Here is a 14,137-nt window from a genome sequence, read left to right on the forward strand (position 1 = left end):
GGGCCGGTCGAACCCGGGCCTACGGACTATACGGACAGAACGCGCGCTGACAAGGTGCGCCGATCGATCACTTCACCCTCAGCCCGGCGCGCCCAGCGTCGCGGACATCTTCGTCATCAGGTTCTGCTCATCGAACTCGACGGCGATCCGGAAATCCGGGCCGGAGATCCACAGTGGACCGTCTTCGGTGACCCGCAGCCCGCGGTGCACGGCGTAGGCACCGAACGCGCGCCGGTGGTCGTGCAGCGTCAGCTCCAGCACGCCCTGCTGCAGCACACGCATGGTCCGCGCGGAGGTCGCGGGCGGTAGCGCGAGTTCCGGGTGCTCCAGCAGGAAGCCGGCCCTGGTGCCTCCGCCGACCGGGCCCTGGTAACCGGACCAGCGGCCGGTCGCCACCTTCGCCGCCTCCATCATCAGCGACGCCACCTGCGCCGGTTCCGACGGCGAGCCCGGCAGCGCGTCGAACGGCACCTCCGGCTGCGCGAGTTCCGGAATGCCGTGGCGTTCCCCGAATTCCTTGGCCTCCAGCGCGATCCCGAGCACCTCGGGCCGGTAGCCGAACGGGTTCGCCCACGCCCACAGCCACGATCCAGGGCCGGGCGCGGCGCTGCCGAGCAGGTGCACCCGGTCGCAGGTCAGCGGATTCTCCCCGGTGAACTCGAACAGCGGCTGCGCGAGATCCACGCGCCACGAGTGCTCACCGACCCGCTCGGACAGGTGCAGCTGGTGTTCGAAGGAAAGCAGGGCGGCGTCGTCCTGGAGTTCGAGAAACGTGGGCATGGCGGGGAGCGTACTGTTCCGGCGGCCGCCGTCAGGCGGTTTCCGGGGAACTCCTCAGCCGGTTTCCGCGGTCACCGGCATGCCGTGCACGGGCACGCCGGTCAGTGCCGCCACCGCCGAGGCGATCGCCGCGGACGCCGGCGGGTAGGCGAGTTCGCCGAGCCCGCCCGGCGCTTCCCCGGAGTCCACGATGACCACGTCGATCTCCGGCGCCCGGTCGATGCGGGCCCAGGCGTAGTCGCGGAACGAGGACTGCACCACGCGGCCGTCGCGCACGGTGATCTGCGCACCGAACACAGTGGACACCGCGTCCATCACGCCGCCCTCGACCTGCGCGCGCACGCCGGACGGATGCAGTGCGATCCCGACGTCCACGGCCGCGGTGACCCGGCTGACCACCGGCGTGCCGCCGAGATCGCGGACGTCGGCGAGCACCGCGATGGCTGAGCCGTAGTCGAGATGGCAGGCGACTCCGCGCACCACCCCGGCGGGCGGCGGTGCCTGGCTCGCGGCCGCGTCGAGCACACGCCGGAGCCGGGAATCGGACGGCAGCAACCGGCGTCGCAGCTCCACCTGGTCCAGCCCGGCGCGGTGACCCGCGGCGGAGAGGAAGCACTCCTCGGCGAACACGAACGGGCCCGCGTAGACCGACCGCCAGAACCCGGTGCGCAGCGGCGACGGCTTCAGCACCACCGACGGTTTCCCCGGCACCCGGTACGGGAACTGGTCACCGCTGAGCAGCACCAGCTCGGGGTTGTTGGAGAACGGAGCCGTGGTGAGCGGCCAGGTCGCGACCCCGTGCGAACGCCAGCGCGGCACGCCGTCGCGGGCGAGCACCGCGGTGAGCCGGTGCACCGACATCGGGCGGTACGAATCGTGCTGCGTGTCGTCGTCGCGGGTCCACAGCAGCTTCACCGGCTTCCCGGTGACCCGCGAGCAGGCGACCGCCTCCAGCACGAAGTCCAGCTCGAACCGGCGGCCGAAGGCACCACCGGCCAGCGTCGCGTGCACGGTGACCGCGGCCCGGTCGAGCTTGAGCAGCTGCGCCAGCTGGTCGCGCATGCCGCCGGGGTCCTGCGTGGGCGCGTGAATGGTCAGCGTGCCGTCGCCGGGCAGGTGCGCGGTGGCGTTGAGCGGTTCCATCGGCGCGTGCGCGAGCAGCGGCAGGTGGTAGGTCAGGTCGAGGCCGACCGGGCCGGGTGCCCGCGGTGGCGCGGGCACGGCGGACGCGAGGCCGGCCAGCCACGCCCGGCTGTCGGCCTGCGGGCTGCCGCCGGTCCAGCCGACGACCAGCGCTTCGCGCCCGGCGAGCGCGGCGGCGGTCGAGTCGGCGATCACGGCCACGCCGCCCTGCGTGCCCGCGGCCGGGTCGAGCCGGATCACGTCGAGCACGCCGGGCACCGCGCGGGCGGCGGTGTCGTCCACCGTGGCGACGGTCGCGCCGATCCACTCCGCGCGGCGCACCACGGCGAACCGCGTGCCCGGCTCGCGCACGTCGATGCCGAAGCGCGCCCGGCCGGTGACGATGTCGGCGGCGTCGATGCGGGTGGCTTCCTTGCCGAGGAACCGCCATTCGGCCCGCGGAGTGAGCGTGACCGGCACGGTCGCCGGATCGATGGCGGCGGCGTCGGCCACCAGTTCGGCGTAGGAAAGGCGGCCGTGCTGGTCGTGCCAGACGTAACCGTCGCGGGCCCGGCACTGCGCGACCGGCACCTGCCAGCGGCGGGCCGCCGCGGTCAGCAGCAGGCAGCGCGCGGTCGCGCCCGCCGTGCGCAACGGCCCGATCAGCAGCTGGACCGACTGCGAACCGGCGACCAGCTGCGAGCCGTAACGCGCGGTGTCACCGGGTGCCTGGTGCACCACGAGGTGTTCAGGGGCAACGGAAAGCTCCTCGGCGACGAGCAGCAACGCGACCGTGCGGACGCCCTGGCCGGTGTCCGGGCGCGGCACGGTCACCTCGATGCGGCCGTCCGCGCCGATGCGCACGAACACGCTGGGCGTGAACTCGGCTGACTGGGCGGACTGCGCGGACTGGCCGACGGCCGGGACGGGGATCGCGACCAGCAGCGCCGCGGCACCCGCACCGGCCAGGAAGCCGCGCCTGCTGATCACCGGCCCTCCTCCCGCGCCAGCTCCGCCGCCGCGTGCACGGCCCGGCGGATCCGCGGATAGGTCCCGCAGCGGCACACGTTGTCCCGCAACGCTTCGTCAATGTCCGAATCGGACGGTTGAGGCCGGTCTCGCAGCAGCGCGACGGTGCTCATGATCTGCCCGGCCTGGCAGTAACCGCACTGTGCCACGTCACCGGCGATCCAGGCGCGCTGCACGGGGTGGTCGTCCAGGCCCTCGACGGTGGTCACCGCGCGCTCGCCCAGCTCCCCGACCGGCAGCACGCACACCCTGGCCGCCTCGCCGTCCAGCAGGGACACGCAGGCTCCGCAGGCGCCGACGCCGCAGCCGTACTTGGGCCCGGTCAGGCCGAGCTGGTCGCGCAGGACCCAGAGCAGGGGCGTGTCCGGGCGTGCCTCGACTTCCCGCTCGATGCCGTTGACCAGCAGTCGGTACACCGGCACGAGTGCCTCCGGATGGTGGTGGGAGCGATCCCACCCAGCATCGCACCGCCGCAGAAGCCCGACAATCGTCCTTTCGGCCGCTGAGGTGACATCGGGCCTGCCCTGCGCTCGCCGCCGGGGCTACCCGGCTCGCCAGGCGATGAGTTTCCCCATGTTCGCCACATAGGTGCTCGTGCTGATCACCTGCGGCCGCGGCGTCGGCACGTACGGCGGCTCTTCCGGCGGGTTCGCCGGGTCGTACGGCGACGTGTCGTAGACATCCCCGACGTGCTTGCTCATGTACGCCTTGCCCAGGTACGGCGTCTCCGGCGCGGGCCCGAGATACGGGTTCGTCGTGGCGTCCGACGCGCTCAGCCAGTACTCCCCGCCGACGAGCTTGTCGGCCAGGCCCTGCGCCTCCTCGTCCGTGACCACCGGCAGCGGCATCGGCGCGTCGCGGAACAGGTCGGTCAGTTGCAGATCGCGCAGCGAGAAGTACCTCGGCAGCGGGATCGTCTCACCGCTCAGCGGTGACCTCGCCTTCAGGTCGGCGACCTCGCGCGGGGTCAGCGCCATCAGCTCGTCGTAGGTCTTGCGCAGCCCGGCCGTGTCCACCGCGCGACCACCGGAGTAGTGGCTCAGCGTCGCCCGGTGATCATAGTCCGAGTAGTACGCCCCGTTGCGCACGTTCGAGCCGAACCGGTGCACGAACCGCGCCCGGTTGGTGCCCAGTTCGACGAAGGTCGGGTGCGTTCTCCCGGCCAGCAGCGGGTTTTCCGCCAGCTGCTGCGGGGTCAGCCGGCAACTGTCCAACCAGGACAGTGCGGCGGGCACCCCGGCCAGGAAGTTGTGGTCGCCGGTGAGGCGGAAGTAGTGGAACAGCTGCTGCACGTTGGTCTGCGTGGTGTGCGTGGCCAGCGCGCGCGGCTCGTAGGAGCGCGCGCCCGCGGGCGCCCCGGCCGGCCGGCCACCGGCGGCGCGTGCCAGGTGCTGCAATCCCCAGCCGGCCTGCGGGCCGGGCTGCTGGAGCCGCCGCAGGCACTCCATCGCCCGCCGGATCGGGCCGGCCAGTTCCGTCTTGCCGAGGGTGGCCATGCACATCAGCAGGAACTTGATGTTCTCCCCCAGCACGTCGTCGTTGAACGTGACGTGCCCGGTGTAGTCGCCGTCCTCCATGCCGTGCCGGATGTCCGATGGCAGCCACGGCGGCAGCACCTCCGGCCACGGCGTGTCCGTCACCGCCCCCGAAACGCGCGGGAAACGCTGCGGCCAGCCGCCATCGACGATGCCGCCCTTGAGCTGCGCCTTGAGCAGGAAGCGCAGCACGCGGTCGAGCGCCGCGCGGAACCGGGGGTCGCGGCGTTCCAGGTACAGCCGCAGGATCAGCTGCGCGGCGGTCGAGGTACCGGCGTCGTCGAAGGTCGCGTTGCCGTAGTAGTGCTGGAACTCCTCCAGCCGCCAGCCGCTCGCGCCGACCGTTTCGTACCACCGGCGCAGCGACTTCTCCCCGGCGAAGTCGTGCACGTAGTTCCAGCCACCGCCGGGCAGCTGCACCTCGGCGAGCGCGAGACCGGTCCGCTCGGCGGCGCGCCAGAACGTCTCGTCGCCGGTGGCGTGGTAGGCGTCGAGCAGGCTGTGCCCCACCGACGGCGTGCCCGGCGGCTGCACCCAGCACATGGTGCGCTCGGCAGCCATCTCACCCCAGGTGCGCGACAGGTCGGGCAGGTAGCTCCACACGTAACCACCGCGGTGGGACAGGTGCTCGTCGAAGAACACCGCGGCCCGGCGCATCGCGGCGGGCACATCAGGCGCACTGCCAAGCGCACTGGGCGCACCGGCCGCGAGCGCGGGCCCTCCGGCGGCGAACGTCGCCACCGGCACGGCCGTGGCGAAAAAACCGAACTGACGACGAGTGATGTCCATGCCCCAGCACCCTTCCCGCGTGTTCACATACATGAACAACGTCCACATTTGTAAACGACAGCTTGGCTCGCGGGAGCGCTCACGTCAACAACTTCGCCGCTCAGTGAGCGAGCATGAGCACCAGCGAAGCCGTGGCGAGGCCCAGGAAAGCGGCGGGCACCGGGAGCGAACGCAGCACCCGGACCCGGAGGTGGGCCACCACCGCGCCGACGAAGAACAACACCAGCCCGGCCGCCGCCGCGATGCCGAGGTACCGCAGGCCGAGCAGCCCCGCCGCGAGGCCGAGCGCACCGGCGAGCTTGGCCGTGGCCAGCATCGGCAGCCACGACGGCGGCACCTCCACCGCGGCCGAATTCGCCAGCACAAAATCAGCCCGCAGGTAGTCCGCGATCGCGATCCCGGCGTTCAGCACGATGGTCAGGCCGATGATCAGGTAGAACGCGACAGTCACAGCCGCTCCTTTGCTCGGAAAAGGGAATTACCACTTCCCTGACGAGCCGGGACCACCCGAGGTGACCCGAAACATCTTCACAAAAGGTGCGTGCCTGGCCGAGGATGGCCGCGGTCACCCGAATCGGGCACGGAGGTCGTTGTGGGACATGCCGGAACGCGCGGCCGTCGCGGGAAGTACGGCATCGACGGCGATTTCCGGCTGATCCCGGCCAAGGTGCAGGGCGTCGCCATCGTCACGATGTTCGCCGTCCTGCTGGGCTTTGTGGTGTCCGACGCCGTCACCGGGCGGGTCTGGGCGGCCGTCGGGGGCGGCCTGATCATCGCCCTGCTGGCGTTCACGGCGGCCACGTTCGCCTACACCTCCCGCGTCGGCAAGTTCGAGGTGTGGGCTCGCGTGCTCGCCGCGCTCGGGCTGCGCGGGGACGAACGCCTGCTCGACCTGGGCTGCGGCCGCGGTGCGGTTCTCCTTGCCGCGGCCGAGTTGCTTCCCGGAGGCCACGCGGCCGGCGTCGACCGGTGGCGGCCCGACCAGACCGGCAATTCACCGGAGGCCACGCGCCGCAACGCCGAACTCGAGGGCGTCGCCGCGCGGGTGTCGCTGCACACCGCCGACATGACCAGGCTGCCCTTCGCCGACAACGCTTTCGACGTGGTCGTCAGCGGCTTCGCGCTACACCACATCCCGACCGCCGAAGGCCGCCGGGCCGCGCTCGGCGAGGCCGTGCGCGTGCTGCGCCCCGGCGGCCGCCTCGCCATCGCGGATCTCGGGCACACCGGGAAGTACGTCGAAGTGCTGCGCGCCAAGGGAATCGAGACGCCGGGACGCCGCAATCTCGGCTGGCGGGCCTGGTGGGGCGGCCCGTGGTTCCCGAGCTACCTGGTGACCGGCACCAAGAAGGCCGCGCGATAGGTCTTCGGGCTGATGCCGACCACGCGCTTGAACCGGTCGCGGAACGCCGTCGCGGAGCCGAACCCGACCTCGCCAGCGATCCGGTCGACCGGGTGCGCGGTGGCTTCGAGCAGGTGCTGCGCCCGGCGGATCCGTGCCCGCAGCAGCCACTGCACCGGGGTGGTCCCGGTCTGCTCGCGGAACCGCCGGTTCAGCGTGCGGGGGCTCATGCCCGCGTGCGCGGCGATGTCGTTGAGCGTCAGCTCGCGCGCGGAGTTCTCCTCCATCCAGCGCAGCAGCGGTTCCAGCTCGGAGCCGCGCGGGACCGGCGGCTGCTCGTGCACGATGAACTGCGCCTGCCCGCCTTCGCGTTCCAGCGGCATGACCGACAGCCGCGCGGCGTCGGCGGCGACCGCCGAACCGTGGTCGCGGCGGATCAGGTGCAGGCACAGATCCAGGCCCGCCGACGCCCCGGCCGAGGTGAGGAGCTGCCCGTTGTCCACGTAGAGCACGTCCGGGTCCACTTCGACCGCGGGATGACGCGCGGCGAGCGCCGGGGCGCAGGCCCAGTGCGTGGTCGCGCGCAGGCCGTCGAGCAGCCCGGTGCTCGCGAGCACCAGCGCACCCGAGCAGATCGAGGCGATCCGCGCGCCACGGGCGGCGGCCCGCCGAAGCGCGTCGAGCACCGCCTCGGGTACCTCGGCCGCCTCGGCACAACCCGGCACGATCACCGTGTCCGCGCCGGTCAGCCCGTCGAGTCCCCAGCGCGGCTGGAGCACGAACGCCCCGGCGTCCACCGCCGGCGACACCCCGCAAACCCGCACTTCGTAGGCGGCGTCACCGCCGGGCAGGCGGGTGCGCGTGAACACCTCGATCGGCGTCGACAGGTCGAACGGAATGACCTTGTCCAGCGCGAGAACGGCCACGGTGTGCATGGGGCCAATCTAGCTAGAGGCCGATGACGACCTTGCCGTGCACGTGCCGGCCGGCCTGGAGCTCGGCCGCCTGGCGGATCTTCTCGATCGGGAAGCTCGCGGCGATCGGTACCCGGAGCCGGCCGGCCGCGACCAGGCCGGCGATCTCGTCCAGCGCACCGGGCGCGGCGTTCGCGCCGTTGGCCGCCGCCACTCCGTCGATCTTGGTGGCGATGGTGCAGATGCGGCTGTCCGGGACGCCGAGTTCCCTCGCGGTGTGCACGGTCTCCGTCCCGTGCAGGTCGAGGGCGGCGGTGACGCCGCCGGGCGCGAGGGCGCGGACGCGGTCGGCCAGGCCGTCGCCGTAGGTGACCGGCTCGGCGCCGAGATCACGCAGGAACCCGGCCGATGCCGCCGGATCCCGTGCCGATCACGCGCGCTCCGGCGATCCTGGCCAGTTGGACGGCGAAGACCCCGACCCCGCCGGCCGCGCCGCCGATCAGGACGGTGTCGTCCGGGCCGGGGGCCACCGCGGCGAGCGCGGCCGATGCCGTGCGGCCGGCGATGGTGAGGGTGGCGGCGGTGCGGTCGCCGACGCCGTCGGGGGTGTGATGCACCTCGTTCGCCGCGACTGCCCCGCCAGGGTCGATCACCACGAAGTCAGCCACCGCGCGGGACAACGCGCCCCCGAACACCCGGTCGCCCGGCACGAAGCCGGTCACCCCGGCGCCGACCTGGTCGACCACACCCGCGTAGTCGGTGCCGAACCCGGCCGGGAGGCTCAGGCCGAACCGGGCGGCGGTCTCCGCGTCCGCGGTCATGATCCAGTCCATCGGGTTGAGACCGGCCGTGGTGACCCGCACCCGGATCTGTCCCTGACCGGCCAGCGGGGCGGGAACCTCGCGGACGTCCAGGACTTCGGGACCGCCGAACGAATCGAGCCGGACCGCCCGGCTCCGGTCCACCGGCGGTCGATCGTGCTGTTGCCGCATGTACGCCTGTCTCCTTGGCTGAGGGAACACGCCGAAACGGACTATGCTCCGGTTACCTGGACGAGCCTAACACAACCGGAGCGTGATCCGTTTTGGCCGAAGTGGAGACCCGTGGACCACGGGCGGACGCGGCCCGCAACCGCGACCAGCTGCTCGCGGTGGCGACTCGCCTGTTCGCCTCGGCGGACGCCGAGCCGTCGATGCGGGCGATCGCCCGCGAGGCCGGCGTCGGCATCGCCACGCTCTACCGGCACTTCCCGACCCGCGAGTCGCTCGTCGACGCGGTCTACCGGGACCAGGTCGAGCGGCTGACCACCGGTGCCCGCGACCTGCTCGACCGGCTGCCACCGGCCACCGCGATGCGGCACTGGATGGACCTGTTCGGGGACTGGATCGCGACCAAGAACGGCATGCTCGACACGCTGCTCGCGATGGTCGAAGCGGGCGAGATCGCCCATGCGCGGACCCGGGCCGAGCTACTGGCGGCCATCACCACGATTCTCGACGCGGGCCGCGTGGCGGGCGATCTCCGCACCGATGTCACGGCCGAAGACATCGCCGCTTCCCTCATCGGCATCTTCACCGTGGCCCCGCGGCCCGAGCAGGAAGCCAAGGCCGGTCGCCTGCTGAACCTCCTGATGGACGGCCTCCGCCCGCCGGCCGGCCGCTAACCGGGCTGGGCCGACAGCGGGACCGGGCCGAAGCAGGTGCTCAGGTCGGCGAAGGCACACCACGCCGGACGGCGCTTCGGCAGGTAGCCCGGCGGCACGCCCGCGCCCGAGATGAGTTCACGGTAGGCGGGCACGGCGTCGGTCGGCCGCCGGGTCAGCGCGGGATCGGTCAGCGCGTCCACTGTGTACAGCCCGAACCGCGGCCGGTAGCTGCCCCATTCGTAGTTGTCGGTGATGCTCCAGTAGTTGTAGCCGATCACCTCGATGCCCTCGGCCATCGCGCGCTGCAGCCAGTACACGTGGTCACGCAGGTGGTCCGCCCTGGTGTAGCCGTCCGCGCGGGGTTTGCCGTTGTCCGTTGGCATCCCGTTCTCCACCACGTACAGCGGCAGTTCCGGGAACTTGCGGTGATAGGTCTTCAGCGCGTGGTACAGCCCGTCCGGCTGCGGGTCGATCTTCCAGAACTCGTCGGTGGCACCGTGGATCGCGCTCAGGTTGTCCAGGCTGGCGCCGTAGTAGTAGTCGATGCCGGCAAAGTCCAGCTTGTCGCGCACCTTGTCCACAAAGGACGCGTCGTCGAACCACTGCAGCGGCGGCGGCTTGACCGCGAGATTGCTGCTCACCTTCGCGCCCGGGTCGAGCCGGTGGATCAGGTCGTAGCCGCGGCGGTGCGCGGTGACCAGGTTCCGCATCATCGCGTCGGACTGGAACACGTTCAGCCCGCCGTTGCGCTCCTCGAAGCTCCGGTAGATGGTGGCCTCGTTGAAGGTGATCCAGAGCGCGCCCTTCCCGGCGTACCGCGACACCACCAGTTCGGCGAAGGCCAGCCAGCTGTCCACTGTGGAGGCGTTCGTCCAGCCGCCGCGGTCGGTGATCCAGCCGGGATGGGTGAAGTGGGTCAGCGTGATCATCGGCGTCATCCCGGCCGCCTCGATCTCCCGCACCATGCCGTCGTAGAGCGCCAGCGCCGACTGGTCGATCTCCCCGGGACGCGGTTCGATCCGCGGCCATTCCACGCCGATCCGGAAGGTGTTCACGCCCATGTCCTCGGCGAGCGCGATGTCACCGGCGTAGCGGTTGCGGAAGTCGACGGCGTTGGCGTACGGGTCGTGCACCGTGGTGGCGCCGCCGTCGACGTAGCGCCGCCAGTTGCTGTCCGGCGCGTCACCCTCGGTCTGGAAGCCCGAAGTCGCCACGCCCCAGTGGAAATCGGCGGGCACCCGCGGAATCGGCACCGCGGCCTCGGCGACCGCGCTGCCCGGCAGGGCCAGCGGGATGAGCAGGAGCAGGATCGCCGCGGCACGCCATCGGATCGCCATACCGGCGAGTATGCAAGGAACCCCTTGCGCGACGCAAGGGTACCCTTGCGCCCATGTCCGGCGAGACGCGTGCACGGATCATGGACGAAGCGCTGCGGCAGTTCGCCGAGCGCGGCTTCGCCGGCACCACGATCAGCTCCATCGAGCGCGGCGTCGGCCTGGCCGAGGGCACCGGCTCGTTCCACCGCCACTTCCCGTCGAAACGAGCCGTGCTGGACGCCGTGGTCGAGCGGGAACTGGCGCGGCTGCGGGAAATCCGGCCCGAGCGCGAACCCGATCCCGGCCGCCCGCTGGCCGACCGCCTGGCCGCCGACCTGGAGTTCCTGCGTGAGGTCCGGCCGCTGATCGAGATCCTGATCCGCGAACGCGGTGCCATGCCGCACCTGGTGCGCCGCGTCCGGGAGGTGCTCGTCGACGGCGGGCTGACCGGGATCGCCGGAGACCTCGGCACGGGCTCCGGCGATCCGGCCGCCGACGCGGCGGTCCTGCTGTGCGCGACCGTCGGCTACTTCCTCACTTCCGAGTTCTTCGGCGCCGATCCCGGCGGGGTGGACGCCGGGCGCTACACCCGGGTGCTCGCCGAACTCCTCTCGCGGGACCGGCGCTGACGGGCCCGCACCACCGGCCACGCCGCGACGAGCACGAAGGCCACCAGCAGCACCCCGGAGATCGGCCGGGTGAAGAAGCCGCCGGGATTGCCGTCGAAGATCAGCAGCGACCGCCGCAGCGACTCCTCCAGCAGCGAGCCGAGCACAAAGGCGAGCACCAGCGGTCCCGGGTCGAAGCCGAGCTTCTTCATCAGGTAACCGAGCGCGCCGAAGGCGATCACCAGCACGATGTCGAACACGTCGTTGTTCACCGTGTACACCCCGATCAGCGTGATCAGCACGGTGATCGGCGCGAGCACGGTGGCCCGCACGCGCAGGATCTTCACGAACAACCCGACCAGCGGAATGCTCATGATCAGCAGCAGGATGTTGCCGAGGTACATCGAGTTGACCACGCCCCAGAACAGCTCCGGGTCCTCGGAGACCAGCTGCGGGCCGGGGCTCACACCCTGGATGAGCAGCGCGCCGAAGATCACCGCCATGGTGGCGTTCGCCGGGATGCCCAGGGTCAGCAGCGGGATGAACGACGAGGTAGCGGCCGCGTTGTTGGCCGACTCCGGGCCCGCGACGCCTTCGACGGCGCCCTTGCCGAAGCGGCCGGGGTCCTTCGCGCGGCGCTTCTCGACGGCGTAGGCGGCCAGCGACGACAGCGTCGCGCCGCCGCCGGGCAGGATGCCGAGCACGAACCCGAGCACCGAACCGCGGCCGATGGCCCCGGAGGACTGCTTCAGGTCCGCCCGCGACGGCCAGGCGTTCGCCACCGTCGCCGGTGCCTGCGCCGCGCGGTGCCGCTGCTCGAGGTTGTAGAGGATCTCGCCGAGGCCGAACAGGCCCATCGCGATCGGCACGAAGTCGAGCCCGTCGGCCAGCGACAGGTTGTCGAAGGTGAACCGCTCGGCCGCGGTGAACCCGTCCCGGCCGACGGTGGCCAGCAGCAGGCCGAGGCAGGCGGCGATCAGCGCCTTGAGCCGGTTGCCGCTGCTGACCGTGGCCACCAGCAGGATGCCGAGCAGCGCCAGCGCGGTGTACTCGGGCGGGCCGAAGTCGAGCGCGAACCCGGCGACCAGCGGTGCCAGCAGCGACAACGCCACGATGGACACCGTGCCGCCGACGAACGAGCCGATCGCGGCGATGCCGAGCGCGGTGCCCGCCCTGCCCTGCTTGGCCATCGCGTGCCCGTCGAACACGGTCACCACCGAGGAGGCCTCGCCGGGCAGCTTCAGCAGCACCGAGGTGATCGTGCCGCCGTACTGCGCGCCGTAGAAGATCCCGGCCAGCATGATGATCGCGGTCACCGGCTCGATGCCGAAGGTCAGCGGCAGCAGGATGGCGATGGTGGCCGCCGGGCCGAGGCCGGGCAGCACCCCGACCAGCATGCCGATCACCACGCCGAGCAGGCAGTAGAGCAGGTTCGCCGGTTCGGCGACGACGGCGAAACCGTCGAGCACGGGCGTGAGGTCCACGAACCCTCCTAGAGCAGGTGCGGGATGGGCACGGACAGGGCGCCGACAAACACGGCGTAGAACACCGCGACCATCGCGACACTGCCCACAATGGACAGTCGCAGGTTCTCGCGGCCGAGGAACCGGAGCCAGGCGAAGCAGAGCAGCGTCGCCGGGATCTCGAAGCCGATGTACTCGATGACCGCGACGAAGAAGACCATCGTCGCCAGGCCCGCGAGCACCAGCCAGCTCGAACCGGTGAAGCGCTCGGTGTCGGCGGGGGCGCGGAACCGCACCAGCAGCGCGGCGCCGAGCACCACCAGCGCGCCCCCGAGCAGGAGCGGCCACATGCCGGAATCGGGTTCGCTCGCGGTGCCGACACCGAGCGCCAGCGAGGCGATCACCGCCACCACGCCGATGCCGATGAGCACCACCGCGGTCACCGCGTTGGTCAGCGGCCCGGCGGCGGACGGCTGTTCTTCTTCCGGTGCGGTCATTCGGAATCCCCCAGATCGATCTGGAACTGCCGGGTCACCGCGCGGTACCGCTCCAGGTTCGCGGTCCACTGGCGGCGCAACTCCGCACCGTCGACCTCGTTCGGCGTGAGCAGGTTGTCCTGGTTGAACTTCTGGTACGCCGGGGTGGCGAACACCTGCTGGAACGCCAGCCGCAGCCGCTGCAGGATCTCCACCGGCGTGCCCTTCGGCGCGAACACCGCACGCGACTGCTGCACCGGCACCTGGTAGCCCTCCTCCACCGCGGTCGGTGTGCCCGGCAGGTAGGCGGGACGCTTCTCGGCGAAGGTGACGATCGGCTTGAGCTGCCCGGCGACGATCTGCTCGCTGGCCTCACCGAGCTGCACGGCGCCGACGTCGACCTGCCCGCCGAGCACCGCGGTCATCGTGGGCGAACCACCGTCGAACGGCACCGCGGTGCCGGCGATCCCGGCCTGGGCGAACAGCAGCGCCTGCGCGAGCTGGCTGCCGGTGCCCGCGCCGGTGGTGCCGTAGGTGAGCGGGCGCCCGGCGCGCTTGAGGTCCTCGATCGTGGACAGCCCGGATCCGGGCGCGGTGACCAGCACGTAGTCGTCCTGCGAAACGCCGGTGACCACCTCGTAGTCGGCGATGTCGATCGCCTGCTTCTCCGGCACCGCGAGCGGGGTGATGTAGGCGAGGCTGCCGTTGTAGACCATCAGCGTGTGGCCGTTCGGCTTCTTCCCGCTGAGTTCCCTGGCCGCCAGCGCGCCGTTCGCGCCCGGCTTGTTCTCCACGGTGACCGCGACGCCGAGGTCGCCGGTCACGCCGTCGGCCAGTGCCCTGGCGATGAGGTCGGTGCTGCCGCCGGGATCCGCGCCGGCGTAGACGGTGATCGGGTCGCCGTTGGGGTAGTCCTTCGCTGCGGCGTCCGCGCCGGCCCCCAGATTTCCGCCGCACGCGCCCAGCGGCATGGCCAGCACCAAGCCGAGGCCGAGCGCCAGCCATCGGCGTGTGCCGGGGTTCCTGGTCATTGTCGTTTCTCTCCTTCGAGAAGCGGCCAGAGGGAAGGGAGCGTATGGGCGGCATTCGATGTCTGTCCAAATCCGATAAGGCATGGA

Annotated in this window: 13 protein-coding genes and 1 pseudogene; 3 read left to right on the forward strand and 11 right to left on the reverse strand. The window is 71.6% G+C overall.

Translation table 11 applies throughout. The features are described 5' to 3' along the window. Positions 1-78: 78 nt before the first annotated feature. From A4R43_RS10115 to A4R43_RS10135, 5 genes are all read right to left on the reverse strand, one after another. Entirely contained in the window at positions 79-780 is a 702-nt protein-coding gene (locus A4R43_RS10115) for a DUF6882 domain-containing protein (RefSeq protein ID WP_113692089.1), read from the reverse strand. Positions 781-834: 54 nt separating this feature from the next. Then, positions 835-2,892 carry a xanthine dehydrogenase family protein molybdopterin-binding subunit gene (locus A4R43_RS10120; RefSeq protein ID WP_162788401.1) on the reverse strand — a complete coding sequence of 686 codons (2,058 nt, stop codon included), beginning with the start codon at positions 2,890-2,892 and terminating at the stop codon, positions 835-837. Then, entirely contained in the window at positions 2,889-3,353 is a 465-nt protein-coding gene (locus tag A4R43_RS10125; RefSeq protein ID WP_113692091.1) for a (2Fe-2S)-binding protein, read from the reverse strand. The genes A4R43_RS10120 and A4R43_RS10125 overlap by 4 nt, the downstream gene beginning before the upstream one ends. 120 nt (positions 3,354-3,473) lie before the next feature. Next, entirely contained in the window at positions 3,474-5,255 is a 1,782-nt protein-coding gene (locus A4R43_RS10130) for a pectate lyase (protein ID WP_113692092.1), read from the reverse strand. Positions 5,256-5,355: 100 nt separating this feature from the next. Then, complete coding sequence (locus tag A4R43_RS10135) at positions 5,356-5,706, reverse strand: DoxX family protein (RefSeq protein WP_113692093.1); 351 nt, start codon at positions 5,704-5,706, stop codon at positions 5,356-5,358. 141 nt (positions 5,707-5,847) lie between these two features. On the opposite strand from A4R43_RS10135, the gene A4R43_RS10140 reads away from it, so the two are divergent. Continuing rightward, positions 5,848-6,618: a class I SAM-dependent methyltransferase gene (locus A4R43_RS10140; RefSeq protein WP_205215290.1), complete on the forward strand. Its 771-nt coding sequence runs from the start codon at positions 5,848-5,850 to the stop codon at positions 6,616-6,618. Here the strand turns inward: A4R43_RS10140 and A4R43_RS10145 are convergent. Both A4R43_RS10145 and A4R43_RS10150 read right to left on the reverse strand, forming a co-directional pair. Next, positions 6,582-7,532: a GlxA family transcriptional regulator gene (locus A4R43_RS10145; RefSeq protein WP_113692094.1), complete on the reverse strand. Its 951-nt coding sequence runs from the start codon at positions 7,530-7,532 to the stop codon at positions 6,582-6,584. The genes A4R43_RS10140 and A4R43_RS10145 overlap by 37 nt on opposite strands. 13 nt (positions 7,533-7,545) lie before the next feature. Continuing rightward, positions 7,546-8,503 (reverse strand): annotated as a pseudogene (locus A4R43_RS10150) (NADP-dependent oxidoreductase). Positions 8,504-8,595: 92 nt separating this feature from the next. Here A4R43_RS10150 and A4R43_RS10155 point away from each other — a divergent pair. After that, entirely contained in the window at positions 8,596-9,174 is a 579-nt protein-coding gene (locus tag A4R43_RS10155; protein WP_113692095.1) for a TetR/AcrR family transcriptional regulator, read from the forward strand. On the opposite strand, the gene A4R43_RS10160 is transcribed toward A4R43_RS10155, so the two are convergent. Beyond that, on the reverse strand, positions 9,171-10,493 hold the full coding sequence (locus A4R43_RS10160; protein WP_113692096.1) for a glycoside hydrolase family 1 protein: 1,323 nt from the start codon (positions 10,491-10,493) through the stop codon (positions 9,171-9,173). The genes A4R43_RS10155 and A4R43_RS10160 overlap by 4 nt on opposite strands. Positions 10,494-10,546: 53 nt before the next feature. Here A4R43_RS10160 and A4R43_RS10165 point away from each other — a divergent pair, with 53 nt between their 5' ends. Then, complete coding sequence (locus A4R43_RS10165) at positions 10,547-11,101, forward strand: TetR/AcrR family transcriptional regulator (RefSeq protein WP_113692097.1); 555 nt, start codon at positions 10,547-10,549, stop codon at positions 11,099-11,101. Here A4R43_RS10165 and A4R43_RS10170 read toward each other — a convergent pair. Genes A4R43_RS10170 through A4R43_RS10180 form a run of 3 tightly spaced genes read right to left on the reverse strand, consistent with a single transcriptional unit; the run spans position 11,056 to position 14,050 of the window. After that, on the reverse strand, positions 11,056-12,564 hold the full coding sequence (locus A4R43_RS10170) for a tripartite tricarboxylate transporter permease (RefSeq protein ID WP_113692098.1): 1,509 nt from the start codon (positions 12,562-12,564) through the stop codon (positions 11,056-11,058). The two genes, A4R43_RS10165 and A4R43_RS10170, sit on opposite strands and share 46 nt — an antisense overlap. Positions 12,565-12,572: 8 nt before the next feature. After that, positions 12,573-13,040 carry a tripartite tricarboxylate transporter TctB family protein gene (locus A4R43_RS10175; protein ID WP_113692099.1) on the reverse strand — a complete coding sequence of 156 codons (468 nt, stop codon included), beginning with the start codon at positions 13,038-13,040 and terminating at the stop codon, positions 12,573-12,575. After that, on the reverse strand, positions 13,037-14,050 hold the full coding sequence (locus tag A4R43_RS10180) for a tripartite tricarboxylate transporter substrate binding protein (protein ID WP_113692100.1): 1,014 nt from the start codon (positions 14,048-14,050) through the stop codon (positions 13,037-13,039). The genes A4R43_RS10175 and A4R43_RS10180 overlap by 4 nt, the downstream gene beginning before the upstream one ends. Between the last annotated feature and the right edge of the window lie 87 nt (positions 14,051-14,137).

The sequence above is a fragment of the Amycolatopsis albispora genome, from assembly GCF_003312875.1.
GTDB lineage: Bacteria > Actinomycetota > Actinomycetes > Mycobacteriales > Pseudonocardiaceae > Amycolatopsis > Amycolatopsis albispora.